This is a genomic window from Bacillus sp. B25(2016b), from assembly GCF_001679765.1.
In the GTDB taxonomy this organism is placed as follows: Bacteria; Bacillota; Bacilli; order Bacillales; family Bacillaceae_G; genus Bacillus_A; species Bacillus_A thuringiensis_K.
The window spans coordinates 3,913,940-3,939,833 of record NZ_CP016285.1 but is presented as its reverse complement, the minus strand read 5'-3'; the positions used below and the strand labels follow the sequence as shown (position 1 = coordinate 3,939,833).

Below are 25,894 nucleotides of genomic sequence, written 5' to 3'. Positions count from 1 at the left end.
TAAGCAACATGGAAGAGAAATGGTTAGTTGGTGTTGACCTTGGTGGTACAACGATTAAATTAGCATTTATTAATGTATACGGTGAAATTTTACATAAGTGGGAAATCCCTACGAATACAGGTGAGCAAGGAAAACATATTACACTTGATGTTGCGAAAGCAATTGATAAAAAGCTAGAAGAATTAGGCGAATTGAAGAGCAAGTTAATTGGTATTGGTATGGGGGCTCCTGGTCCTGTACATGTGGCATCTGGAATGATTTATGAAGCGGTTAATTTAGGGTGGAAAAATTATCCACTAAAAGATTTATTAGAAGTAGAAACAGGATTACCTGTTGTTATTGATAATGATGCAAACTTAGCAGCGCTTGGTGAAATGTGGAAAGGTGCTGGTGAAGGTGCAAAAGATTTAATTTGTATGACACTTGGTACGGGCGTTGGTGGTGGTGTAATCGCCAATGGTGAGATTGTACACGGCGTGAGTGGTGCTGCTGGTGAGATTGGACATATTACAGTAGTTACAGAAAATGCTTTCCCATGTAATTGCGGGAAGTCTGGTTGCTTAGAAACAGTAGCATCTGCGACAGGTATTGTACGTGTTGCTATGCAAAAAATACAAGAGACTAATAAAGAGAGCATGTTGCGTTCTATGTTAGCTGAAGAAGGACGTATTACATCAAAAGATGTCTTTGAAGCACTTGGACAAGGTGATGAATTAGCAGGAGAAGTAGTAGAAAAAGTAGCTTCTTATTTAGGATTAGCTGTAGCGAACCTTTCTAGTACGTTGAACCCAGAGAAAATTGTTATTGGTGGAGGCGTGTCTAAAGCTGGAGATGCGCTATTAGAACCAATTCAACGCTATTTCGAGCAATATGCTTTCTCACGTGCTGTAAAGAGCACGAAGTTAGCTATTGCAACACTTGGTAATGATGCAGGTGTTATCGGAGGAGCTTGGCTTGTAAAAAAGCACAAATACGAAGCGAAGATGATATAAGTTGTGAAATATGAAAAGAGGAAGGGGAACCCTTCCTCTTTTTGTGTGAAATCTCGATGAAGAATAAAGTGTAAACGAATTAAGCTGCTGGTGGATACCCGTTATATAGAACAGTCATGATCGTAAACCATCCGAAAACGAGTACAGTTGCAATTGCAAAGCCGCTTGCGAAAAAGTTTTTTTCACGAAGTGTTCTAAGCGTAGCGAATACAGCTAACAGAGTGACAAGTGTAAAAATAATAACAAGGCCCATACAATATCCTCCTCTGTCTACCCATTTCTTATTATGAGTTTTTGGAATATTTACTCTTTTATATTGTACATGTTTTAAAAATGATTGTCGAGATAGCATCCTTTCTTTTCTTCAGAGAAAGAAATGTTGTATCATTAAAAGTAAGTTTAATAACTGGAGGAGATTTTCATATGAAATGGATACAAATGCCGTTAGGCCCATTACAAACAAATGCTTATATTTTAATGAACGATCAAAAAGAGTGCATTATCTTTGACCCTGGTCATGAAGGTGAAAAGCTCGTTACATATTTACAAGAAGAACAATTAAAACCATTGGCTGTTTTATTAACACATGCTCATTTTGATCATATCGGTGCTGTTGATGCGGTAAGAGGCGCTTTTCATATTCCTGTGTACGTACATAAAGAAGAAGCAGATTGGTTAGGAGATGCAACTGTAAACGGCTCTCAAATTTTTATGATGAACCGCAGTATTACAGCAAAACCAGCGGATCATATTATTGATGCAGAAGGTACATTAACAATTGGATCATTTAATTTTGAAATTTTTGAGACACCAGGACATTCTCCAGGAAGTATTTCTTATTATAGTAAAGAGGCGAATGCTGTATTCTCAGGAGATGTATTGTTCCAAATGAGCATTGGAAGAACAGATTTACCTGGTGGAAGTTTCGTTGAATTAATTGGAAGTATTGAAGAGAAATTATTTGTATTACCAGATGAAACAGCGGTGCTATGTGGACATGGTCCAGAAACAAGCATTGGCTTTGAAAAAGAAAATAATCCGTTTTTACAATAAGGAGTCATTATGGGAATGGAGCTCATTTTAAGAGAATGGATGGGGAAAGAAAAGGATTATTCAATTTCATATAGTACGTATATGAACCTTGTATTGTATACAGAAGGTCATGGATATTATATGAAAGAACGTGAAAAGATTGGAAGACAAGGTGATTTTTTTACAAGTAGCAACGTATCCTCTGTGTTTGCAAAAACTTTTGCTAAACTTTTTATTCGTCTTGTTGAAAATGGTGAAGTTGCTCCGAATATTTGTGAAATTGGTGGAGGAACAGGGAAGTTTGCCTATGATGTTTTACAAGAATGGAAGCAATTATCTCCAAAAACCTTTATTGATTTAAACTATTCAATGATTGAAGTGAGCCCTTTTCATAGAAAATTACAGCAGGAGCACCTTGGCTCATTTTCTAATGTATCGTACTATACCTCTTATAGTGAAATGGGAGATTCTTTCGAGGGAATTCTTTTTTCGAATGAGTTGTTTGATGCATTTCCTGTTGAAATAATTGAGAAAAGAAATGGTATGTTGTATGAAGTGCGTATTACATATACAGAGGAAGGAAACCTTTCGGAAGTATGTAGGCCGTTAGATAAAAGAATTGGTCGCTATTTATTGAAATATAATATTCATATTGCTGAAGGGCAACGTTTTGAAGTACCAATTGTGATGGAGGATTATATAAAAGAAATTGCGAAATGGTTTCAAAGAGGTATATGTATTACAGTTGATTACGGATACACAAAAGAAGAATGGATGCATCCAGCACACCGTGAAGGAAGTTTGCGAGGGTATTATCAGCACAAGCTAATACGTAATCCACTAGCGCATCCAGGTGAAATGGATCTTACTACTCATATTCATTGGGACGAGCTAAAGGAGATGTTTAGTATGCAAGGAATGAGTGCAGTATGGCATAAGAAACAATCTGAGTTCTTGTTAGCTGCAGGGATATTAGAACAGCTTACGAGCCATCAAGATATGAATCCTTTTTCTGAAACGCAAAAACAAAATCGAGCAGTTCGTTCTATGATTTTAAATGGAGGAGTAGGGAGTTCGTTTGATGTTGTTATACATACAAAAGATATGCAACATTTACATTTGGATCGGTATGTAACAATATAAAAAACAAGACACAGTATATACTGTGTCTTGTTTTTTAATACGACTTATGTAGTATTATATATTTCCTCTCATGATATATATTTATATTAAAGATATGAGATAAAAAATATAGAATACGTTCTTTTTCTGCGATTATTAGTCCCTAACCTAATAATACGCGAACGAGTTGAATTATTGTTTCGTTCTCTACTTTGTAATAAATTTCTAATCCTTTTCTTTCACTAGAAACGATTTTAGCGCTTTTTAATTTTGCTAAATGCTGTGAAATTGTAGATTGTGGCATGTTTAATCCAGTATACATTGTAGAAACGTTGCTTGGACCGCGCTCGATTAATCCTTTTACGATACATAAACGAACAGGATGAGCTAGCACTTTTAATAATTCTGCATTACTTTCATATAGTTCTAATTCTTTTTGAAAGGTTTCTAACATGTTCTTTTCCACCTCCGTGTGAGCTATTATACCATACTATACATACCAAAAATTTAAAGAAAAGAAAATAGTTGTTGCAGAAAAAAAGTCCTAAAGTAAAGAAATTGTAAGAAAAGAGACCCTGATGTAAATAAAATAGGTAAATTAGCACGTTTTTGTAAAATGACATTTTTGGGTGAAAATTTCGATGCGTTTTAAAAATTGAAAGATATAAATATATTTGTAACACAATTTTATCATGATTTTCTTATTCTTTCAAATGAATATACTAAATTTTTAAAATAATATGACAAAGGAATTATAATGATATATATAGAATATAAAACAGGTTAAAAGAAAAGAAGCTGAATGTAATTCGCTTCTTTATGGTGATAATGAAATATTTGATTACGGCTGATAAATCTTAGGATAATCAAGTCAGTAGTCATTTATTCTAAAATTCATCTTTTAGCAACGTTAAAAATCTGTGATTCCATATGTTCTCGTAAAAATCAATTGTCTCTTTTGCGGACATAAAAGGATTATTCAACGTAGAGGTTGTTTTCTGTTCCATAAAGTTTTCGTATCCCAGCCCGTGGGCAAACTTAATCGTAGCATCCATACAGTACTCTGTTTGGGCACCACAAAATTCAATGCGATTTACAGATAATTGATCTAAAATTTCTTTTAAGTTTGTTTTATAAAATGAATTTGCATGTGTTTTTCTTACAAAAAAATCTTGTTCTTGAACATCTAGATCGGTATGAATAGTCCAAAGTTCTTTCTCGGGTACTAAATCATCATCACAATGTTGAACAAAAAGGATTGGTTTATTTAATTTTCTGTATGAAGAAATTCTTTTATTTACTTTTGTTAGTAAGTTCTGTAAATCAAATAAATGCTCTCCGCTATAACATACGCCATTTTGTAAATCGATAACGATTAAAATATCTGCACAAGTAACCATTATTTTCACCCCTGTTCATTTCTTAATATATCAATTAATCCATTATTTAGAAATAGATGATATACTTTTATTTTTTTATGGACTATAAGAAAAGAAGAAATTCAAATGAATATAACTAAACCGCATAAAAAGAAGATATGAAAACCTAATCTCATATCTTCTTTTTTCTCTATGCATTTATAGGTTCTTCTACATAAGAAAGGGCATTTTCAAAATCGGATATTAAATCGTTAACATTTTCAAGACCGACTGATAACCGAAGTAATGAATTAGAGATTCCTCTTTCATCACGAGCTTCTTGCGACAGTGCTGCATGTGACATTTTTGCTGGATAAGAAAGAATAGACTCTACAGCTCCTAAACTAACTGCAAAAACAGGTAATTTTACTTTTGATAAAAATTGGCGGAGTGCATCTTCAGACTGCAAAGTAAACGACAAGACCGCGCCAGCTGATGTTGCTTGAGATTGTTGAATATCAAATCCGAGATGTGTTTGTAATCCCGGATAATAGACATTTTGTACTTTAGCGTGCTCTTGTAAATAATGTGCAATTTTATTGGCATTTTTAGCTGAATGCTCGAGGCGTACATGTAATGTTTTTAGACCGCGAAGTACGAGAGAACAATCTTGAGGCCCTAAAATAGCACCGAATGCATTTTGTAAAAATCCAAGCTTTTGAGCGAGTTCTGCATCTTTTACTACTGCTAATCCGGCAGTAACATCACTATGACCAGCAATAAATTTTGTAGCACTATGAAGAACGACATCAGCTCCAAGTTCAAATGGTTTTTGGAATAGTGGTGTCAAAAATGTATTATCAACAAAAGTAAGAGCGCCAATAGACTTTGCGAGTTTAGAAACCTCGCGAATATCTGTCACTTTTAAAAGTGGGTTAGAAGGTGTTTCTACATAAAAGAGCTTTGTATTTGGTTTAATGTTTTGTTTTATTTCTTCTAAATTGGTCATATCAACAAATGTATGTGAAACACCGTAACGGGAGAGTACCTCAGTTATCACTCGGTAAGTGCCTCCGTATACATCTTCAGAAATGAGTACGTGATCACCTTGTGAAAGAAGGAGGAATGCAGTGGAAATCGCTGCAATGCCTGATGCAAAGGCGAATCCTTTTGTTCCGCCTTCTAATAAAGCAATGATATCTTCAAGAGCTTCACGAGTTGGGTTTCCTGACCTGCTATAGTCATATTTTCCGAACGTATCTACATCAAACTGGTGAAAAGTTGATGTGTTATAAATAGGAACGTTCACAGCGCCTGTTTGCGAGTCATGTTTATATTGGTTGTGTAGTAAGAGTGTATCTATAGAATAGCTCATATTCTTACACCTTCTTTTACGAGTTTAATAGCTTGCTTTAAGTCTTGAATTAAATCGTTACTATTTTCAATGCCAACTGAGAATCGAAGAAGACGATTACATACGCCGTTTGCTGTTCTAATTTCTTCAGGAATATCAGCATGTGTTTGCGTTGCTGGATAAGTCATTAAACTTTCTACACCACCAAGACTTTCGGCAAATGTAATTAAGGATAAAGACTGTAAGAATGGATTAATCCAAGCTTCATCTTTAAGGCGGAATGAAATCATGCCGCCTCTTCCTGGATAAAATACATCTGTTACCCCGTCTTCATCGTTTAAATACGCAACAACTGCTTTCGCATTTTCTTCGTGTTGTCTCATGCGAAGCGCTAACGTTTTCATACCGCGAATTAATAACCATGAGTCAAATGGACTTAAAACTGCACCTGATGCATTATGATAATGAGCGATTTCCTCGCAAAGTTCCTTTCCTTTTGCAACGACAAGCCCGCTTAGTACATCGTTATGTCCCCCTAAATATTTCGTTGCGCTATGAAGTACAATGTCAGCACCTTCTGTTAATGGTTGCTGTATATAAGGTGTGTAGAATGTGTTGTCTACAATAAGAAGTAGTCCGTGCCTTTTCGCTACAGTTGCGACAGCAGCAATATCAGTAACTTGCATTAATGGATTAGTTGGAGTTTCTATAAAAATAGCCTTCACTTCAGTTGTGATAGCTTGCTCAATTTGTTTAATAGACTGTGTATTTACGTATCTACATCGAACATTCCACTTTTTTTCATGCTCAGAAAATAATCGATACGTTCCCCCGTATAAATCTTCAGATACAATAAGTTCGTCTCCAGAGCGGAATAGAGAAAGGACGAGGAGAACAGCCGCCATCCCTGAACTACAGGCATAACCTTGTTCGCCATATTCTAAGTCTGCGATCGCCCGTTCTAAAAGACCGCGAGTTGGATTGCCAGTTCGTGAATAGTCAAAGCCAGTAGATTTACCAATTCCTTCGTGACGATAAGCGGTTGAGAAATAAACTGGTGGATTAACCGTTCCAGTTTTAGTTTCACTGCGATTTCCGATTTGTGCTAGTTTTGTTTCGATTGTTGACATGTGAAAATTCCTCCTTTTTAAATTGAAACATTAAGTGAATATAAAATAAAAAAAGCCTTCTAAGAAGAAGGCTTTCGGTTTGAATAGAGTCTTCTTCTCATCTGTCAAATCTTTCACAATTTGCTGGAATTAGCACCTTATTAACAAAATGTTAATGGTTGCTGAGGCGTCACAGGGCCAGTCCCTCTACCTCTCTAGATAAGAATGTTCGTATGAAATTTTTATTATGTTTTTAACTTTACAACAAAAGATAATTGAATTGCAACTTTATTTTAAATAATTTTTATTTTTCTGCAATTGTCATTGACTTTTACTTTTGTGCATGCTAAATTTATAAAAAATTAACAAACATTGTTAAAAGGGGAACACATTTCCTTTTAGCTACATAAATAAAATAATAAAGACAACTCTTATTGAGAGCGGTGGAGGGAAAGGCCCTGTGAAACCCGGCAACCTTCAAACGAAATGTTTGAAACGGTGCTAATACCTGCAAAACGAATGTTTTGCATAATAAGAGGAGGAACGATTATGTCCCCCTCTTCAAAGTGAAGAGGGGTTTTTTATATTGATAGAAATGAGGGAGATTCGTGAAATTACTAGATTTATTATCAAAAGGAATTGTAATAGGTGATGGTGCGGTTGGGACGTTATTGCATTCACATGGTTTGCAAAGTAGTTTTGAAGAATTGAATGTATCTGATCCAGACTTAATTATATCAATTCATAAACAATATGTAGCTGCTGGAGCAGATGTAATTCAAACGAATACGTATGGAGCAAATGAGGCGAAATTACGTATGTATGGTTTAGAAAATCAAGTTACAGAAATTAATAGAGCGGCAGTAAAACTGGCGAAAGCATCTGTGGCAGATAAAAATGCAATTTTAGGAACAATCGGTGGTATGAAACATATCGGAGCTGTTACAACGACTGATATGGAAAGAGAGTTTATGTTACTTGAACAGGCGGAGGCTTTACTAGAAGAACAGGTTGATGGATTACTATTAGAAACTTTTTACGATGAATTTGAATTACTTCATGCCGTTAAAGTATTGCGTAAGCAAACGAATATTCCAATTGTTGCTCAATTAGCGTTACATGAAGCAGGTACGACTCAAAATGGAAATGATGTCAATGAAATATTAAAGCAACTTATAGATTACGGTGCAAATGTTGTTGGATTGAATTGTCAACTAGGGCCGCTTCATATGACGGAAGCTTTCAAAATGATATCGATTCCGCAAAATGGCTATTTATCAGCATACCCAAATGCAGGTCTCCCGAATTATGTGGAGGGACGTTACGTATATGAGGGAAGCCCAGCTTATTTCGAAGCGATGACACCGAGATTTATTGAGCAAGGTATTCGGTTATTGGGTGGTTGTTGTGGTACGACTCCAGAACATATTCAAAGTATGAAGCGCGCTGTTGCGAATATTACCCCTGTAATAGAAAAAGACACGATTCAAAGGCCGAAAGTAGTTCATACGCATGAGAAACGCTCGAAGGCTCACGTCACTCTAGCAGAGAAAGCGAAAAAACAAACGACAGTTGTAGTGGAATTAGATCCACCGAAAACGTTAGATACACAGCGTTTTTTTGAAGGAGCAAGAGCGTTAAAAAGAGCGGGAGCAGATGCTATTACTCTAGCAGATAATTCATTAGCATCACCTCGTGTTTCTAATATGGCAATGGGTGCGTTATTAACGAAGCATGATATCCCGGTATTGACGCATTTAACGTGTAGAGATCATAACGTCATTGGACTACAATCTCATTTGTTAGGTTTATCGGCGTTAGGGATGGAAGAAGTGTTAGCTTTAACTGGTGATCCAGCGCGCGTTGGTGATTTTCCCGGTGCCACTTCTGTATATGATTTATCCTCTATTGAGCTTATTAAAATGATTAAAGAAATGAACGGTGGACGTTCAATTTTAGGGAAATCAATTGGACCGGCGACAAGGTTTTCTGTAGGCGGCGCATTTAATCCTCATGTAAGGCACTTAAAAGCAGCGGTTAAGCGGATGGAACGAAAAATAGATGCTGGAGCGGAGTATTTTTTAACTCAGCCAATTTATGATATCAAGTTAATTGAAGAAGTGTATGAAGCGACAAAGCATTTGGAACAACCTATTTTTATTGGAATTATGCCGTTAGTAAGTAAGCGGAATGCAGATTTTCTTCATTTTGAGGTGCCGGGTATTACTCTTCCTGAAGAAATAAGAGAGAGAATGGATGGACATGAAACGAAAGAGGCAGCAATTGAGGAAGGGATTCGCATTTCACAAGAATTGATTGACGCAGCGATGAAATATTTTAATGGTATTTATCTTATTACACCATTTTTAAAGTATGAAATTACAGAACATCTTGTTAAATATGTAAGAGAAAAGCAAGAAGTGAAAGAAGGTATTAATTGATGAAGTGTATAGAAGAAAAATTAAAAAATAGCATTTTAATATTAGATGGTGCAATGGGGACAATGATTCAGCAAGAGGATTTAACTGCTGAAGATTTCGGAGGGGAAGAGTACGAGGGCTGTAATGAATATTTAGTAGAAACAAGACCAGACGTTATTTTAAAGATTCATAAAGCTTATATTGAAGCTGGAGCGGATATTATTGAAACAAATACATTTGGGGCAACGAATATTGTACTAAGTGATTATGAGCTGTCTCATTTAGATGAAGAACTAAATGAAAAGGCAGCACTTTTGGCGAAGCAAGCTGTTAAAGAAAGCGGGAAGGAAGTATATGTTGCGGGAGCGATGGGACCAACAACGAAAGCAATTAGTGTTACTGGTGGTGTGACTTTTGAAGAATTGATTGAGGCTTATACAAGGCAAGCACGAGGATTATTAAAAGGAGAAGTTGATGTATTACTCGTTGAGACGAGTCAAGATATGCGTAACGTGAAAGCAGCTTATATTGGAATTCAAGCTGCATTTGAAGAACTGAAAAAAACGGTTCCTATTATGATTTCAGGAACGATTGAGCCAATGGGAACGACTCTGGCTGGGCAAACAATTGAAGCTTTTTATTTATCAGTAGAACATATGAAACCATTATCTGTTGGGTTAAACTGTGCGACTGGTCCGGAGTTTATGAGGGACCATATTCGTTCACTATCTGATTTATCGGAGTGTTACATTTCTTGTTATCCAAATGCAGGTCTTCCTGATGAAGATGGACATTACCATGAATCTCCATCTTCTCTTGCTGAAAAGGTGAAGCGATTTGCTGAAGAAGGATGGGTTAATATTATTGGTGGTTGTTGTGGCACGACACCAGAACATATAAAAGCAATGAAATCCGCGCTAGCACCTCTTAAGCCTCGTGACCATCATGAGAGAGAAGGACATGGAGTTAGTGGATTAGAAGCACTGCAATATGATGAGTCTATGAGACCGTTATTTGTGGGTGAAAGAACGAATGTTATTGGGTCACGTAAATTTAAACGATTAGTAGCAGAAGGGAAATTTGAAGAGGCTGCTGAAGTGGCAAGAGCGCAAGTGAAGAAAAATGCTCATATTATTGACATTTGTATGGCAGATCCTGATCGCGATGAAATAGAAGATATGGAAAACTTCTTAGCAGAAGTTACGAAAGTTTTAAAAGTACCGATTATGATTGATTCAACAGATGAAAATGTGATGGAGCGAGCTCTTACTTATATTCAAGGAAAAGCTGTTATTAATTCAATTAATTTAGAAGATGGAGAAGAACGATTTAAAAAAGTGACACCGCTTCTTCAGAAGTATGGTGCCGCTATAGTTGTAGGAACAATTGATGAAGACGGTATGGCGGTTAGTGCGGAACGAAAGATAGAAATTGCAAAAAGAAGCTATGAATTACTTACAAAGAAGTATGGGATACGCCCGTCAGATATTATTTTTGATGCACTTGTGTTTCCAGTAGGGACAGGTGATGAAGAATATATTGGTTCAGCGGCAGCGACTATAGAAGGAATTCGCCTTATTAAAGAAGCGTTACCAGAGTGTTTAACGATTTTAGGTGTAAGTAACATATCATTTGGTTTACCACCGGCTGGACGTGAAGTATTAAATTCAGTTTTTTTATACCATGCTACGAAAGCAGGATTAGATTACGCGATTGTGAATACGGAAAAATTAGAACGCTATGCGTCGATTCCAGAGGAAGAAAAACGACTTGCAGATGCATTACTGTTTGAAACGACGAAAGAGACATTGGAAGAATTTACAAATTTTTACCGAGTTGCTAAAAAGAAAGATGTCGTTGTGCAAGAAACGTTAACGCTTGATGAAAGACTAGCAAATTATATTGTAGAAGGTACGAAACAAGGATTACACGAGGATTTAAGTCTTGCACTTGAAGAAGGAAGAAAACCTCTTGATATTATTAACGGTCCGCTTATGACAGGGATGGACGAGGTAGGACGACTATTTAATAATAATGAACTTATTGTTGCTGAAGTATTGCAAAGTGCCGAAAGTATGAAAGCCGCTGTAAGCTATTTAGAGCCACATATGGAATCTAGTGATAGTGCGAAAAAAGGGAAAGTGTTATTAGCAACTGTAAAAGGTGACGTGCATGATATTGGGAAAAATCTCGTTGAAATTATTTTAGCGAATAACGGATATGAGATTATTAATTTAGGAATTAATGTACGTTCGGATCGAATTGTTCAAGAAGTACAAGAAAAGAAGCCAGACATTATAGGTCTTTCAGGTTTATTAGTAAAATCAGCGCAACAAATGGTAACGACTGCTGAAGATTTAAAAGCAGCAAATATTGATGTGCCCATTGTTGTAGGTGGTGCAGCGTTAACGAGAAAGTTTACAGATAATCGGATTTCACCATCATATAAAGGGCTCGTTTGTTATGCGAGTGATGCGATGACGGGGCTCGATATTATTAATAAGCTTCAAAAAGAAGAAGAGCGTGAGAAGATGAAACAGGATAAAAAAGAACGTCATCTTCATATCGTAAAAAAAGAGGAGAAGAAAGTAGAAATTCCAGCAGTAATTGAGCTATTACCGAAGGCTGAAGTTATCGTGCCTGATTCAACAAAACGAATTGTATTACGCGATATTCCGGCCCTTCATCTCGCCCCATTTTTAAATAGACAAATGCTACTTGGGCATCACCTTGGATTAAAAGGAAATGTGAAGAAGCTTTTGAAAGAGGGAGATAAGAGAGCGCATGAATTAAATGATTTAATAGATGAATTATTGCAGGAAGGACAATCTTGGTTAAAGCCGAAAGCAGTGTATCAATTTTTCCCAGCGCAAAGCGACGGACAAAACATTGTAATATATGATCCAGAAGATCATACGCGTGTTATAGAGCGTTTCACATTCCCTAGACAAGGAAAGGCCCCCTATCGTACTTTAAGTGATTATTTGCGCCCAATTGGAGATGAGATGGACTATGTTGCTTTCTTATCTGTTACGGTTGGGGAAGGAGTTCGGGACATTGCTGAAGAGTGGAAGGGGAAAGGTGATTACTTACGTAGTCATGCCATTCAATCGTTAGCGCTTGAATTAGCAGAAGGACTTGCTGAAAAAACACATATGCTCATTCGTGATCGCTGGGGCATTCCGGACTCACCTGAACTGACGATGGAAGAACGTTTCCGTACGAAATATAGAGGAATACGTGTGTCATTTGGTTATCCAGCGTGTCCAGAACTTGCAGATCAAGAAAAGCTATTTCGCTTAATTCATCCAGAGGAAATAGGTATTTCATTAACAGAAGGATTCATGATGGAGCCAGAAGCATCCGTAACGGCTATGGTATTTTCTCACCCTGAGGCAAGATATTTTAGTGTATTATAGTCTTGAAGGGGGAGACGTATGAAGAAAATAGTCTTTACAGGTGGCGGTTCGGCAGGACATGTAACACCTAATTTAGCCATTATCCCATATTTACAGGAAGACAACTGGGATATCTCTTATATTGGTTCTCATCAAGGTATTGAGAAAACGATTATAGAAAAGGAAGGCATTCCCTACTATAGTATTTCGAGTGGAAAGCTACGTCGTTATTTTGATTTGAAAAATATAAAAGATCCTTTTCTTGTAATGAAGGGTGTTATGGATGCGTATGTAAGGATTCGAAAACTAAAACCAGATGTGATTTTTTCAAAAGGCGGTTTCGTATCTGTACCAGTCGTAATTGGAGGATGGCTAAATAGAGTACCAGTTTTATTACATGAATCTGATATGACGCCAGGACTAGCAAATAAAATTGCGCTTCGTTTTGCTTCGAAAATATTTGTTACATTTGAAGAAGCAGCGAAACATTTACCGAAAGAAAAAGTAATATATACGGGATCTCCTGTACGTGAAGAAGTGCTGAAGGGAAATCGTGAAAAAGGTTTAGCATTTTTAGGTTTTTCACGTAAAAAGCCAGTTATTACGATTATGGGGGGCAGCTTGGGCGCGAAAAAAATTAATGATACGGCTCGAGAAGCATTACCAGAACTTCTTAACAAGTATCAAATTGTTCACCTTTGCGGAAAAGGTAACCTTGACGAAAGTTTACAAAATAAAGATGGATATAGACAATTTGAATATGTACATGGGGAACTGCCAGATATATTAGCGGTAACAGATTTTGTTATTTCACGCGCGGGCTCCAACGCAATTTTTGAATTTTTAACATTACAAAAGCCGATGGTTTTAATTCCATTATCGAAATTTGCAAGCCGTGGAGATCAAATATTAAATGCAGAGTCCTTTGAAAGGAAAGGGTATGCCTCCGTATTATATGAAGAAGATGTAACTGTAAAATCTCTTATAAAGTATGTCGAAGAATTGAATCAAAATAATGAGAAGTATAAAACAGCACTAAAAAAATATAATGGAAAAGAAGCAATTAAAACAATCATTCAAAATATTTCAGAGGCATGATGAAACAATCATGCCTCTTTTAGTAGGGTGAAAGATTCCAAGAATTGATATTTTTATGTTACAATAAAGTGAAACTTTAATCAGTTGGGTGCATCCCACATCTAACTTCTTTACTTTTACTGAATTTTGAGGAGGGAGTCTTACTGCCCTCAAATAGCGGGATAACAAATGGGTTAATAGGGAAATTCCAATTAATGAAGCGTGAAAATACGAATGGATTAGGAGTGACTGTGTTGGAGCTAAGTCTCTATGAAAATACTGCACTTATTATATGCTTTGTGTTGTACGTTGGTAGTGTTATTGTTTATATTTCAAGGAAATTTTCGCAAGAAAGAGAGCTTGAAAAGTCAGAGATAACAGCTGAACTAGAAATGTTAGCTGATGAAAGTTATAAAAAACAAAAAATAAAAGAAGACCATGAAGCATCCCATCATTTAAACGCAAATAAGTTTTAAAGATGGGGATTTTTTTTGAAGTTGTTCTTTATTATAGCTATAACAAATAACGCTAAAAAGGAGTTTCCCCATACATAATGAAGGAGTGTATATAAATGAATTTTTATATCGCCTCAGGTTTCCAAAATAAACATCTTGTACGTTCCGTAGCAAATGAACTGAAACATGCAGGATGGCACCATACATATGATTGGACAAAAAACGAAAGAGTAGCGAATGAAGAACAATTAAGAGAAATTGGTCAGGCAGAACAAAACGCTGTAAAAAAAGCGGATGTATTTTTACTTATATTAGATGGCGGAAACGGGAGCCATACAGAGTTTGGAATGGCGATTGCACTAGAGAAAACGATATATGTATATCAGGCAGAAAACCCGCTCCAAACAACGTTCTATCACTTGCCGGAAATAAATATTTTTGAAGGAGATGTAGCTGAGTTTGCATCTTATGTTATGAATCATATGAAATAATAGTAACTACCTAAAAGGTTATAAAAGTGATCTTTTGGGTACAGTGATGATAAGAAACGTATATAAAGGAGTACATAATATGAAATTAGAAAATGGATGGGAAACGAGCTTTTTAGAAGTCGTACAAAATAGTGAATTTAAGAAAGAGGCACTTCTTAGTCAATTGCTTTGTCAGGATAGTGAAGAAGTAGAAGAGCTTGTGGATGATTACGGCTACGAAGAACTTGTTGAACGTGAACATGATGATGAGTTAGCTGAAATCTTAGGAGAAGAACTTTTTAGTGAGATGGAACGCCAAGTATTCTTATCTTCAAACCCAGAAGAAAAACTTATTTCATTCGTCAATGGATTAGGTTTTCATGTGCTAGATTGGATAGTTCTTCTTGAAACAGAATTTGGCATTGATAGTGCAAGCTTTACATCAGATGCTGTGAAGGTGTTAGAAAAGCGTTTCAGACAATTTCCATACATAGAGGACAAGACAATTTTTGATATGACATTTGGAGAATCGATGGATGTATTAGAATCTGTTACAGGATTACAACTAAAGGAAAAGATGAACGTATAATGAAAAAAGAACGTGATTGGATCACGTTCTTTTTTACATAATAATAATTTTATCATCTAGTTTTGTCTGCCCGGTAAGAAGTGCGTTTAAATATTCCACTTTTCTTATACAAGCTTGTATATGTCTTTCAATCTCTTGTAACTCTGCTTGGTGATGTGTTTCAATTGGATGAATTTGTACGTTGAATTTTTCAAATTGACTACTATATGTTATTTCTGCATAGCCGCTCATAATATCGGTTTCGTTATGAAATAAAAATTGCTTCGTTTTGTCACAGAATGATACATCCTGAAAGCCATATACTTTTAATGCTTCAATTACTTTTTTAATCATTTTTGTATTCATTTTTTAACCCTCTTTGCGAAGTTCTACTTATATATTATAACATAAAAAATTACATAGAAAGCGCTTCCAAATGTATTTTATTATAAACTTTACGTTTCAATCACAAAAATGAAACAAAGAAAAAATAATTGTAAAGAAGGAAGGACTCTTTTATTGTTTCGTCATATATATAGAGAAATAGTGCAATGAAAGGAAATTTTCCGAGGTGGAGATCGTATTTCCAATTTGAGCGCAGTAAAAGAGGTGAGAATCTTGAACTTTGATATTGTAGGACAAAAAGCATATATAAAAGATGGACCGCATCGGAACCGAATTGGAATTGTAAAGAAAAACAAGACAAAATTAGCATCGCAGTTTGCTATTGTAATTGGAGAACAAATCATTGATGTAGAGCTAAAGGATATCGTGTTAGTTGGAGTAGACGTAGGACAATTTCATAAATGGTGCGAACAAAATGGTTATTTGTGAAAAGGACGGGCTGTGAGATAATGAAATATATTTGAGGAAAGAGGATATGTTATTGTATTCTCTTTTTCTATGTTTAAGGAGGCGAAAATAAAATATAAAGAACAGGAGTTTACGTTGGAGTTAAAAGAGAACATTCAATGTATGGAGAAGGAAATAGAGCGAATATCACTTAAACTGCATAAAGAGTATTCGCATTTATAAATAGAAAAACACATGGAATTAGATATGGGATTTGCAAGAGAAAAAGAGAATCCCTTTGAGGTGGGTTATTATTCATCAGTTGCTATAGCTATATTAGATGAAGAAAAAGAGATGATTGAATTTCATAATATTCTAATTTGGAAATGCGAAAGAATCTTTTTAGGAATGCCAATTCAATCAAACATTTTGGGGAGTAAGAAAGTAGGGGAACTCGCTGATGAATCTTGTTATGAGATTGAGGAAGAGTTAAAAGAGTAACTAGAAGAATACTTGGAGTGATAATTCTCAAGATAAAATCTATAAAGAGGGAACGGAATAAAAAAGACGCTAACAATTGTATGTTAGCGTCTTTTTTCATTATGAAGCAATTTCACCAGTTTTTGTATCATCTTGATTGTACGTATCTTGATCTAATTCACCAAGCCATTTACTTGAAATAAGACCTGCTGTCATAGAACCACTTACGTTAAGAGCTGTACGCCCCATATCGATTAATGGCTCAACCGAGATAACTAGAGCAACAATACCGATTGGTAAGTTCATCGTAGATAGTACGATTAAAGCTGCGAATGTTGCGCCGCCACCAACTCCGGCAACACCGAATGAGCTAATAGCAACAACAGCGATTAAAGTTAAAATAAATTGTGGTTGTAATGGATCAATTCCTACAGTTGGAGCGACCATCATTGCAAGCATTGCTGGATAAATACCTGCGCAACCGTTTTGTCCGATAGATACCCCAAATGAAGCTGCGAAGTTTGCAATTCCTTCGGAAATACCAAGCTTTTCTTTTTGAGCTTCAATATTTAATGGCATCGCACCAGCACTAGAGCGAGATGTGAATGCAAAAGTTAGTACAGGGAACACTTTTTTCAAATATTGAATTGGATTTAAACCAGACAATGCAATTAATAATAAGTGAATGATAAACATTACGATAAGTGCTACGTAAGAGGCTAACACGAAGTTACCAAGTTTTAAAATAGCATTTATATCGCTACCAGCAACTGTTTTTGCCATAAGAGCTAATACGCCGTATGGAGTAAGGCGTAAAATTAATGTTACCATACGCATTACGATTGCATATACAGCATCAAGCATATTCTTAAATAGCTCTGCTTGTTTTGGATATTTTCGTTTTACACCTATAAAGGCAATGCCGATAAAGGCTGCAAATATTACGACAGAAATTGTTGATGTTGGACGAGCGCCTGTTAAATCAAGAAACGGATTTGTAGGTAATAGCTCTAATAATTTATCTGGAATTGTTGTCTTTTCAATAGAAGTAAATCTTTCTTCAACTAGTTTCAGACGAGCAGATTCTGCATCACCTTGTTGTAGGCCTGTTGCAGATACATCAAATCCTGCACTTGCAGCGATACCGACAGCTGCAGCGATTCCTGTAGTAAGAATTAAAATACCGATAATAAGGCCACTAATTTTACCAAGATTTTTCGTTAACTGTAATTTTGTAAATGCTGAAATAATAGATACTAAAATAAGTGGCATAACGATCATTTGAAGTAATTTTACATAACCGTTACCGATTAAGCCAAACCAAGTATTTGATTCAATAATTACTTTAGAAGTTGGCTCATAAATAAATTGTAATATAAGACCGAATAAAATACCGACTCCTAAAGCGGTAAATACACGTTTATTAAAAGATACATGCTTACGTTGCATATAATATAATACGCCAACTAAGATGAGCATGACTGCAACGTTAATTCCGACAAGCAGTGTATTCATGTTGATTCCCCCTAATTCCAATCTGTTATATAGAATATAAGGTAATAAAACCTATAAGTCAACTAGGAAATTACGGAATTAAAAAAAGATGGCAAAATGCCATCTTTTAATGTCCAGCTCCAGGCACAAGTAAGAATGTCGTGTAGTATGTAAATCCTATGAAGAAAACAGTTAAATATGCCCCGAATACGTATATATACATACGCTCTGTTAATTTTAAATAGCTTAAAAGTACGAAGAATCCTGTTTGTCCTAAAAATAGTAGTGCGGCCTGTTGCATATCCCCTACGTAAAACATAACCGAGAAAATTCCAGTCCAAAAGCCGAGAACGCGAAACATGCGCTCCATGCCATCTCCCTCCTTTTCTAAAAAAAGTAAACCTCACCTCATTATAGTTTATTTTTCTTACTATTGTAAATATTCGTTCATATAAAAAGAAGCCATTTATAAATGGCTTCTTTTTATATGAGAAATTAAATTGTTAGTTTATAATTACAAGATTTACATCCATCTAATAGACTATCATTTCGAGTTAATTCCATGTTAGGGAATAGGATTTCAAAAATTCCTTTCATCATATCTCCGTGCATGTTACAAATTTCAGTTGGGTGATGAACAGCAACTTCCTTAAATGGACAATTGTGTACATCATAGAAAATTTTTGTTCCATCTGCACTTAATTCAAATGCAGGTGATAAGCCAGCTGTTGAGAAAGCTTCTTTTGCAATTTGAACCTTTTGTTCCACTGTTAAAGCATCTTCACTCACATTTAAACGCAGCATATGTTGTTGCATTAATTCTGCCCCAAATTGTTTTCCTGTTTCGTATAGCGCTTTCTCACCAGCAGCGCCAAGGCTAAGTAAAGAATTGAATGCGATTCTTGCTAACAATTGATAATCACGGAATGGAAATTGCAATTGAATAACATCTTCAGATAAGACATATAATCTGCTTGGTCTTCCGCCTTTTCCAGTTTTCTTCGTTTCCGATTTAAGCATATGAACATCTTCTAATTTAGATAAATGTAAACGTGCTACGTTTGGATGAATATCGAATTCATCTGCAATTTCTTGTACCGTTACGTAACTATGTTTTTGCGAAATATATTTATAAATGTAATAACGAGTTGGGTCAGCTAAAACACCTGTAATTTTTAAAGCTTGTTCCATGAGGATCTCCACCTTTATCACTTTATCCAAGATAATAACATTATAATACAGATAAACATAAGTATAGGTAATTTCAGACAATAATTCGGAAATTGTTCATAATTTCACAAACATATTTTTCCTTTTTCTTCTATTGAAAATACAAAAGTCCCAATTTTTATTGCGCATGTTTTCATGCTATATACATAGTGAGGAGGGAAAAGTGATGAATGGGATTGAAATTTTTGCGAATGCAATTTTAAAAGAAGCGTGTAGGGTACAAGCGTCAGATTTACATATTGTGCCCCGGCAGAAGGATGTAGCGGTGCAACTACGTATAGGAAAAGATTTAATGACGAGACAGTGTATTGAAAAGGAGTTTGGAGAAAAACTTGTCTCACATTTCAAATTTTTAGCATCTATGGACATAGGAGAGAAACGGAAGCCACAGAATGGTTCGTTGTATTTGCAAATTGATGGACAAGAAGTGTATTTACGCCTTTCAACACTTCCAACAGTATATCAAGAAAGTCTTGTTATTCGCCTCCATTTACAAGCATCTGTTCAGCCCTTATCACATCTTTCGTTATTTCCAAGTACAGCAGCAAAACTACTCTCGTTTTTACGCTATTCACAGGGGCTACTCGTGTTTACTGGACCGACTGGATCTGGGAAGACGACGACAATGTATGCATTATTAGAGGTAATTAGAAAAAAGAAAACACGCCGCATCATTACACTTGAAGATCCGGTTGAAAAAAGAAGTGACGATGTATTACAAATTCAAATAAATGAAAAAGCGGGTCTCACATATGAAACAGGATTAAAGGCTATTTTACGTCATGATCCAGATATTATTTTAGTCGGTGAAATACGTGATGAAGAAACAGCAAAAATAGCTATAAGAGCAAGTTTGACAGGACATTTAGTAATGACAACGCTGCATACGAATGATGCGAAAGGAGCAATCATTCGTTTCATGGATTATGGTATAACGAGGCAAGAGATTGAACAGTCTTTATTGGCTGTGGCTGCACAGCGACTTGTCGAATTGAAGTGTCCGTTTTGCAGAGGAAAGTGCTCAATTTTATGTAAATCAATGAGGCAAGTAAGGCAAGCAAGCATTTATGAGCTACTATATGGATATGAGTTAAAACAAGCGCTTAAAGAAGCAGATGGAGAATGTGTTACTTACAAACATGAGACTTTAGAATCGTCAATACGAAAAGGATATGCTTTAGGTTTTTTAGAAGAAGATGTTTATGTTTAAGAAAACTTGGAGTTTAAGTGATCAAGTAGTATTGTTGAAACGTTTAGGAGAATTATTAGAAAAAGGCTACTCTCTTTTACAAGCATTAGAATTTTTACAGTTTCAATTACCTGTAGAAAAGAAAGTACAATTGCAGGGCATGATTGAGGGGTTAAAAGATGGGAAAAGTCTACACGATTCTTTTCATCAGTTAAAGTTTCATCAGGACATGTTAAGTTATTTATTTTATGCCGAGCAACATGGTGATATTTCTTTTGCTTTGCAACAAGGAAGTGCACTTCTTTATAAGAAAGATAAGTATAGGAGAGACATGATGAAAATAATGCAGTATCCTATGTTTTTGATGTTTTTTTTACTAATCATGCTTTTTATTTTTAAACTTATTTTATTACCTCAGGTTGAAATGGTTTATAGTTCGTTCGGTTCTAATACACCACTACTTACAGAACAAATTCTAAGTGCAATAAAACTGCTACCTTACATTATTTTAACCGCTATTTTAACTGTTATTATTGGATGTAGTTTATATATGTTGTATTTTAGGAAACTTCCACATATTAGACAGGTAAAAATCATGCTTCGTATTCCTCTCATCAAAACATTTCTTATTTTAAAGCATTCACATTATTTTGCTACTCAGTTGAGTGGTTTATTAAATGGTGGACTATCAGTATGCGAAGCTTTAACAATAATGATGGAGCAAAGATATCATCCGTTCTTTCAATATGAAGCGAGCCGGATTGAAAGACAATTAATTGGAGGAGAACAGTTACAATCTATCATTGCTAAAAGTGGGTATTACGAGAAAGAACTTTCTTATGTTATTACCCATGGACAAGCAAACGGCAATTTAGGGATTGAATTAGGTGACTATAGCGATCTTATTATGGAAAAGATGGAACGGAAAATTAAACATATGTTAGTTATCATTCAGCCTATTTTATTTACATGTATTGGAGGAATCGTTGTCCTTATGTATTTAGCGATGATTATGCCGATGTTTCAAATGATGGATTCTATTTAGGGGGCATTTGTATGCAAAATGAGGAAGGATTTACTCTGTTAGAGATGCTATTAGTAATGGTTGTCATAACTATATTATTACTATTAATTATTCCGAATGTAGTTACACAGCGCTCATCGGTCCAAGGAAAAGGGTGTGCAGCTTACGTGAAATCTATAGAAGCGCAAATACAAGTATATCAATTACAACATAATAAAATTCCATCGTTAAAAGAACTGGCAGATGAAAAGTATATTACAGCTGATAAGTGTCCGAATGGCGAATCTATTCATATATCAGATGATGGCACAGTATCAATTAGGGCATTGTGAAACAGCAAGGATTTACTTTTTTAGAAATGTTACTCGTTTTATTTGCTATTTCTGTATTAAGTATAGTTACGTATTTTAGTGTTCATTCCTTATACGAGCGACAAAAAGTTGAACAATTTTTGAGACAGTTTTCAAATGATATTTTATATATGCAGCAATTAGCGATAAACCGTCAAAAGCACTATACATTACGTTGGCATAAAGATAGAAATATGTATGCTATAAAAGAGTCAGGTACAAAGTATTATATCGTCAAGCGAGAGTATGAAGAAGATATACAAATCGATTTGCATACGTTTCCAAATCCGATGACATATAATCCAAGTGGAAATATTAATAGAGGTGGTACGATTATAATTTCGTATAGAAATTATAAATATGAAATTGTATTTCAGCTTGGAAGAGGGAGATTTACGTATCGTGAAATGTCAAAAAGGATCCATAATGGCTGAAATGATTGTATCGTTAAGTGTTTTAATGATGGCTGTATCGTTACTACTACCGCAAACAGCATTAGTTATGCAAGAAAGAAAAAATATACAAATTCGTTATAAGGCATCTGGGTTATTAAAAAAAGAAGCAGCTATATATATGTATGGAAATGAAGAAAAGCGAATAATAGAAAAGAATATAAATGGAATTGTGTATTACACATATTGGGGAGGCAACGAAGTTTGTACCATGTGGAGAGATGTGAAAGACAGAATGATGGAACAATGCTTTTATGTAGGAGAAAAAATAAATTAGAATTTGGTTTTTCATTAATAGAAATGATTGTATGTCTGTTTCTATTATCAATATTTTTTTTGCTCTTTCCCCGCCTACATTTCATTGAAATGGAAAATAAACAGTCGAAAGGGTTAAATGATTGGGAGTGGAATGTGTTTTTAGGTCAAATGCAATTGGAGTTTCGTGAAGTATCATCTGGAGAACAGCTAGCATTTGAAAATGGAGAAAGTATTTTACGATTCCGATCGCGTAATGGGAGTGAAGTATCGTATGAAAAAGAGAATAGTCGTCTTATAAGAAAGGTAAATAGGCGCGGGAGGGAAGTTGTTTTACAAAATATTGGAACGGTTTCTTACAAACTAACACCTCATGTACTCATTATAAATGTGAAAGATACTAGTGGGGAAATATATGAAGGTGTAGTTATGCGATATAGCGAAATAGGAATAAACGTATGAGAAAGCAAAATGGATTTACAATGCCTGGGACGATTATCTTTCTTATTTTATTAACTTCTTTTTTTATATACGAAACAAATATGTTGTTTACAGATAAAAATTTTTATATAGAAATAGAACAAAAGTTTTTACTGGATGAACTACTTAACCGATCTATTACAGATATAAAAAAAGACTTACAGCAACAAGAAAATGAAGGTACATTCTTCTTTCAGTATGAAAAGGGAGAAGCGAGTGGAAATTATGTCTTTGAAAATGATTTAATTCTCGTTGCGTTACAGTGCACACTCAAACAGGAAGCTTTCTATACGGTGAGCTTTCGGTATAGAAAAAAGGATGGAAAAATAGTCGATTGGATAGAAGGATAATATGTAAAAAATACGAAGAAAAACCAGGGATTTCTATTGTAAATTGAATTGATTTTTTAGAAGAAATGGATAAATATAATGATTAAAAGTTTAAATTTTCTCAAAAAAGAGAAAGGTAGAAAGAATGTGATATATTCATGCTATCCAATCATTATTTTTAGGGAGAATAGGGAAATGACAAACAACAATCAAATAGGTGAAAATAAGGAACAAACTATTTTTGATCATAAAGGAAATACGATTATGACAGAAGATAGAGAAATACACATTATTTCAAAATTCGAAGAACCTCTTATTGTCGTATTAGCAAATGTACTGAGTGATGAAGAGTGTGATGAATTAATTGAAATGTCTAAAAATAAAATGAAGCGTTCTAAAGTTGGTTCATCACGTGATGTAAATGATATTCGAACAAGTAGCGGTGCATTTTTAGAAGACAGTGAACTTACTTTAAAGATTGAAAAACGAATTTCATCTATCATGAATGTTCCTGCGTCGCATGGTGAAGGATTGCACATTTTAAATTATGAAGTGGATCAACAATATAAAGCACACTATGATTATTTTGCGGAACATAGTAGATCAGCTGCTAACAATCGTATTAGTACGCTTGTAATGTACTTAAATGATGTAGAAGAAGGCGGGGAAACGTACTTCCCGAAATTAAATCTTTCTGTACACCCTAGAAAGGGAATGGCAGTATACTTTGAGTATTTTTATCAAGATCAATCACTAAATGAGCTTACGTTACACGGAGGGGCACCTGTAACGAAAGGCGAGAAATGGATTGCAACGCAGTGGGTGAGAAGAGGTACTTATAAATAAAAGCGAGTGTTACGTTTTGTTCTTCATAGTATAAGAACAAAACGTTTTTTATTAAACAAAGTAGCATCTTTCGTTATAATAACAATTAATAAATGACGATTGAGAGGACAGAAAATGAAATCTATATACATAACCGGCTATATGGGAGCAGGAAAAACAACAATTGGAAAAGCGTTAAGTAAAGAACTTCAAATAGATGTTGTAGATACTGATCAAAAAGTTGAAGAGAAGCAAGAGAAGGCAATTCGAAATATTTTTGCCGAAGAAGGTGAAATGGCTTTTCGGGAATATGAAAGCGAAATGTTACGTTCGCTACCAGTCCATAATGTCATTATTACAACTGGTGGGGGAATTATTGAACGAGCGGAAAATCGCAAGTGGATGAAAGAGAACGGAACTGTCGTGTATTTATATTGTGATCCGCATGTAATTGCAGAAAGGCTTCGTGAAGATACGACACGTCCACTATTTCAAAAGAAAGATATAGATGCATTCGTAAAGAAATTTGAATCACGCCGAGCTTATTATGAAGAGGCTCACATTCATATCGATACGACAAATAAGTCTGTAAGGCAAATTATGAATGAGTTAAAGGAAAAGATTAATGTATAAAAAAGTGGACATACTAATCAAGTAGAGGTGATGATAATATGTCTACTAATGATTATGTTCGCTTTGTGACGCAGCAGTTTGTGTCGTATATGGATGCTCCAAAAGAAGATCGAAAACAAAAGAAAGAACAACGCCGTGCTGAAAAAGAGCCATTTATGAATAAGTGGTTCGGTGTTATGCCGCTGAGTGCTGCTTTGTTTTACCGAAATGTAAAAAGTAAAAGAAAAAAATCAAGTTAAATTTTAGTCATATGTCTAGCAAACCAAAAATCCCCTAGTGTCGTATTACACTAGGGGATTTTTATTTACTGCACGGATTCTTTTTCTTCCGTAACGGCATGTATTTTATTGTTAACCCATACGAACCCTATTCCGATACAAATAGAAATGCCCCAGCCGACAGCGGTCATAATCGCTCTCATTTCACCATAGCCATCTACACCAAAAACAGAGATGAAATAAATTTTTAAAAAGCTTTTTAATATAAATTGCAGCCCGAAAAATAACGTTAAATATTGTAGTGCTGGATAGATACGACTATCACGATAAAGCTCACGACTTTTATCGCGGTCATGCCCTTGCAGCGCTGCAATATCCGCAGCGAAATATAACATGAGTGGTTTTTTTATGAAAATTGTACAGATGACGATAATACCGAGTACGATGTGATAATATGCATCATTCCACAACATTCGTTCAGCTGACCCAGATAATAAATCTACCGTTGTATTAGAAATAAGTGTAATTAAAATAAAGAACCCTGTCACGTTAAACTGTTTTTCTTTTTTAAAGGTATACAGTGTATAAATAATCCCCGGAACAGAGGAAAGTAACATCGCGTAATAAGGATCGATATAAGGTTTTGCAAATTTCCAAATGAGGAATGGGATTACGAGATAAAAGACAAGATCTAATATAGCTTTTTTATTTTGATTCATACAAAGCCTCCTTAAGTCATACATATATTTTATAATATAATTTCTGAAAATTGTATAAGGTTTAATGGG

30 protein-coding genes, 1 pseudogene and 2 riboswitches are annotated in these 25,894 nt (G+C 35.2%); of the genes and pseudogenes, 21 read left to right on the top strand and 10 right to left on the bottom strand.

What is annotated here, in order from left to right; genetic code table 11:
* Positions 1-8 precede the first annotated feature (8 nt).
* Positions 9-992 (top strand): glucokinase, encoded by a 984-nt coding sequence (gene glcK / locus BAQ53_RS20125; RefSeq protein ID WP_000391701.1) that lies wholly within the window; start codon positions 9-11, stop codon positions 990-992.
* A gap of 79 nt (positions 993-1,071) precedes the next feature.
* Here glcK and BAQ53_RS20120 read toward each other — a convergent pair whose 3' ends face one another.
* The gene (locus BAQ53_RS20120; RefSeq protein ID WP_000524852.1) at positions 1,072-1,245 is read right to left on the bottom strand and encodes a DUF2759 domain-containing protein; all 174 of its coding nucleotides are present in this window, start codon (positions 1,243-1,245) and stop codon (positions 1,072-1,074) included.
* A 170-nt stretch (positions 1,246-1,415) separates the two neighbouring features.
* On the opposite strand from BAQ53_RS20120, the gene BAQ53_RS20115 reads away from it, so the two are divergent.
* Complete coding sequence (locus tag BAQ53_RS20115; RefSeq protein ID WP_208906193.1) at positions 1,416-2,045, top strand: MBL fold metallo-hydrolase; 630 nt, start codon at positions 1,416-1,418, stop codon at positions 2,043-2,045.
* A 9-nt stretch (positions 2,046-2,054) separates the two neighbouring features.
* Positions 2,055-3,167, top strand: a complete 1,113-nt coding sequence (locus BAQ53_RS20110) for a class I SAM-dependent methyltransferase (protein WP_000525138.1) — start codon at positions 2,055-2,057, stop codon at positions 3,165-3,167.
* Between the two features lie 142 nt (positions 3,168-3,309).
* On the opposite strand, the gene BAQ53_RS20105 is transcribed toward BAQ53_RS20110, so the two are convergent.
* From BAQ53_RS20105 to metI, 4 genes are all read right to left on the bottom strand, one after another.
* A complete protein-coding gene (locus BAQ53_RS20105) occupies positions 3,310-3,600 on the bottom strand; it encodes an ArsR/SmtB family transcription factor (RefSeq protein ID WP_000894377.1) in 291 nt (96 codons plus the stop codon).
* Positions 3,601-4,033: 433 nt separating this feature from the next.
* A complete protein-coding gene (locus tag BAQ53_RS20100; protein WP_000255614.1) occupies positions 4,034-4,546 on the bottom strand; it encodes a cysteine hydrolase family protein in 513 nt (170 codons plus the stop codon).
* 169 nt (positions 4,547-4,715) lie between these two features.
* On the bottom strand, positions 4,716-5,879 hold the full coding sequence (gene metC, locus BAQ53_RS20095; protein WP_000122295.1) for a cystathionine beta-lyase: 1,164 nt from the start codon (positions 5,877-5,879) through the stop codon (positions 4,716-4,718).
* Positions 5,876-6,988: a cystathionine gamma-synthase/O-acetylhomoserine thiolyase gene (gene metI / locus BAQ53_RS20090; RefSeq protein ID WP_000103871.1), complete on the bottom strand. Its 1,113-nt coding sequence runs from the start codon at positions 6,986-6,988 to the stop codon at positions 5,876-5,878. Before metI ends, metC begins: the two co-directional genes overlap by 4 nt.
* 94 nt (positions 6,989-7,082) lie before the next feature.
* Positions 7,083-7,193, bottom strand: a riboswitch (SAM riboswitch).
* 202 nt (positions 7,194-7,395) lie between these two features.
* A riboswitch (SAM riboswitch) is annotated at positions 7,396-7,505 on the top strand.
* 70 nt (positions 7,506-7,575) lie between these two features.
* Here metI and BAQ53_RS20085 point away from each other — a divergent pair.
* The 6 genes from BAQ53_RS20085 to BAQ53_RS20060 all read left to right on the top strand — a co-directional run bounded on the left by BAQ53_RS20085 (position 7,576) and on the right by BAQ53_RS20060 (position 15,376).
* On the top strand, positions 7,576-9,408 hold the full coding sequence (locus BAQ53_RS20085) for a bifunctional homocysteine S-methyltransferase/methylenetetrahydrofolate reductase (protein WP_000770349.1): 1,833 nt from the start codon (positions 7,576-7,578) through the stop codon (positions 9,406-9,408).
* Positions 9,408-12,806: a methionine synthase gene (metH, locus tag BAQ53_RS20080; RefSeq protein WP_046945819.1), complete on the top strand. Its 3,399-nt coding sequence runs from the start codon at positions 9,408-9,410 to the stop codon at positions 12,804-12,806. Before BAQ53_RS20085 ends, metH begins: the two co-directional genes overlap by 1 nt.
* Before the next feature lie 18 nt (positions 12,807-12,824).
* A complete protein-coding gene (gene murG, locus BAQ53_RS20075; protein WP_000724778.1) occupies positions 12,825-13,883 on the top strand; it encodes an undecaprenyldiphospho-muramoylpentapeptide beta-N-acetylglucosaminyltransferase in 1,059 nt (352 codons plus the stop codon).
* Positions 13,884-14,077: 194 nt separating this feature from the next.
* Positions 14,078-14,338, top strand: a complete 261-nt coding sequence (locus tag BAQ53_RS20070; protein ID WP_000817964.1) for a DUF3966 domain-containing protein — start codon at positions 14,078-14,080, stop codon at positions 14,336-14,338.
* A 95-nt stretch (positions 14,339-14,433) separates the two neighbouring features.
* Positions 14,434-14,808 carry a nucleoside 2-deoxyribosyltransferase gene (locus BAQ53_RS20065; RefSeq protein WP_001012347.1) on the top strand — a complete coding sequence of 125 codons (375 nt, stop codon included), beginning with the start codon at positions 14,434-14,436 and terminating at the stop codon, positions 14,806-14,808.
* Positions 14,809-14,887: 79 nt separating this feature from the next.
* Positions 14,888-15,376, top strand: coding sequence for a hypothetical protein (locus BAQ53_RS20060; RefSeq protein WP_000764269.1), 489 nt, complete (start codon positions 14,888-14,890; stop codon positions 15,374-15,376).
* Positions 15,377-15,409: 33 nt separating this feature from the next.
* On the opposite strand, the gene BAQ53_RS20055 is transcribed toward BAQ53_RS20060, so the two are convergent.
* Entirely contained in the window at positions 15,410-15,721 is a 312-nt protein-coding gene (locus BAQ53_RS20055; protein WP_001093237.1) for a hypothetical protein, read from the bottom strand.
* Between the two features lie 252 nt (positions 15,722-15,973).
* On the opposite strand from BAQ53_RS20055, the gene BAQ53_RS20050 reads away from it, so the two are divergent.
* Both BAQ53_RS20050 and BAQ53_RS26310 read left to right on the top strand, forming a co-directional pair.
* Positions 15,974-16,189 carry a DUF3912 family protein gene (locus tag BAQ53_RS20050; protein ID WP_001008332.1) on the top strand — a complete coding sequence of 72 codons (216 nt, stop codon included), beginning with the start codon at positions 15,974-15,976 and terminating at the stop codon, positions 16,187-16,189.
* Between the two features lie 69 nt (positions 16,190-16,258).
* Positions 16,259-16,648 (top strand): annotated as a pseudogene (locus BAQ53_RS26310) (hypothetical protein).
* 99 nt (positions 16,649-16,747) lie between these two features.
* Here the strand turns inward: BAQ53_RS26310 and BAQ53_RS20040 are convergent.
* From BAQ53_RS20040 to BAQ53_RS20030, 3 genes are all read right to left on the bottom strand, one after another.
* The gene (locus BAQ53_RS20040; RefSeq protein ID WP_208906192.1) at positions 16,748-18,142 is read right to left on the bottom strand and encodes an L-cystine transporter; all 1,395 of its coding nucleotides are present in this window, start codon (positions 18,140-18,142) and stop codon (positions 16,748-16,750) included.
* 106 nt (positions 18,143-18,248) lie between these two features.
* A complete protein-coding gene (locus BAQ53_RS20035; protein ID WP_000440717.1) occupies positions 18,249-18,491 on the bottom strand; it encodes a DUF2626 domain-containing protein in 243 nt (80 codons plus the stop codon).
* A 125-nt stretch (positions 18,492-18,616) separates the two neighbouring features.
* Entirely contained in the window at positions 18,617-19,312 is a 696-nt protein-coding gene (locus BAQ53_RS20030) for a helix-turn-helix transcriptional regulator (protein WP_000434104.1), read from the bottom strand.
* Positions 19,313-19,517: 205 nt separating this feature from the next.
* On the opposite strand from BAQ53_RS20030, the gene comGA reads away from it, so the two are divergent.
* From comGA to BAQ53_RS19980, 10 genes are all read left to right on the top strand, one after another.
* Positions 19,518-20,561, top strand: coding sequence for a competence type IV pilus ATPase ComGA (comGA, locus tag BAQ53_RS20025; RefSeq protein WP_208906191.1), 1,044 nt, complete (start codon positions 19,518-19,520; stop codon positions 20,559-20,561).
* The gene (gene comGB / locus BAQ53_RS20020; protein ID WP_002164182.1) at positions 20,548-21,585 is read left to right on the top strand and encodes a competence type IV pilus assembly protein ComGB; all 1,038 of its coding nucleotides are present in this window, start codon (positions 20,548-20,550) and stop codon (positions 21,583-21,585) included. The genes comGA and comGB overlap by 14 nt, the downstream gene beginning before the upstream one ends.
* 11 nt (positions 21,586-21,596) lie before the next feature.
* The gene (comGC, locus tag BAQ53_RS20015; RefSeq protein ID WP_001178685.1) at positions 21,597-21,896 is read left to right on the top strand and encodes a competence type IV pilus major pilin ComGC; all 300 of its coding nucleotides are present in this window, start codon (positions 21,597-21,599) and stop codon (positions 21,894-21,896) included.
* Positions 21,893-22,348, top strand: coding sequence for a competence type IV pilus minor pilin ComGD (gene comGD / locus BAQ53_RS20010; RefSeq protein ID WP_000813141.1), 456 nt, complete (start codon positions 21,893-21,895; stop codon positions 22,346-22,348). The genes comGC and comGD overlap by 4 nt, the downstream gene beginning before the upstream one ends.
* The gene (locus BAQ53_RS20005) at positions 22,341-22,643 is read left to right on the top strand and encodes a hypothetical protein (RefSeq protein ID WP_000829463.1); all 303 of its coding nucleotides are present in this window, start codon (positions 22,341-22,343) and stop codon (positions 22,641-22,643) included. The genes comGD and BAQ53_RS20005 overlap by 8 nt, the downstream gene beginning before the upstream one ends.
* Positions 22,613-23,083: a competence type IV pilus minor pilin ComGF gene (gene comGF, locus BAQ53_RS20000; RefSeq protein WP_000923105.1), complete on the top strand. Its 471-nt coding sequence runs from the start codon at positions 22,613-22,615 to the stop codon at positions 23,081-23,083. Before BAQ53_RS20005 ends, comGF begins: the two co-directional genes overlap by 31 nt.
* Entirely contained in the window at positions 23,080-23,451 is a 372-nt protein-coding gene (gene comGG / locus BAQ53_RS19995) for a competence type IV pilus minor pilin ComGG (protein ID WP_001231319.1), read from the top strand. The genes comGF and comGG overlap by 4 nt, the downstream gene beginning before the upstream one ends.
* A gap of 174 nt (positions 23,452-23,625) precedes the next feature.
* The gene (locus BAQ53_RS19990; protein WP_000183865.1) at positions 23,626-24,276 is read left to right on the top strand and encodes a 2OG-Fe(II) oxygenase; all 651 of its coding nucleotides are present in this window, start codon (positions 23,626-23,628) and stop codon (positions 24,274-24,276) included.
* 114 nt (positions 24,277-24,390) lie between these two features.
* Positions 24,391-24,888, top strand: a complete 498-nt coding sequence (locus BAQ53_RS19985) for a shikimate kinase (RefSeq protein WP_000836648.1) — start codon at positions 24,391-24,393, stop codon at positions 24,886-24,888.
* A gap of 38 nt (positions 24,889-24,926) precedes the next feature.
* Positions 24,927-25,127 carry a YqzE family protein gene (locus BAQ53_RS19980; protein ID WP_000106083.1) on the top strand — a complete coding sequence of 67 codons (201 nt, stop codon included), beginning with the start codon at positions 24,927-24,929 and terminating at the stop codon, positions 25,125-25,127.
* Between the two features lie 65 nt (positions 25,128-25,192).
* Here BAQ53_RS19980 and BAQ53_RS19975 read toward each other — a convergent pair whose 3' ends face one another.
* Complete coding sequence (locus tag BAQ53_RS19975) at positions 25,193-25,825, bottom strand: VC0807 family protein (protein ID WP_001073110.1); 633 nt, start codon at positions 25,823-25,825, stop codon at positions 25,193-25,195.
* Positions 25,826-25,894: the final 69 nt, after the last annotated feature.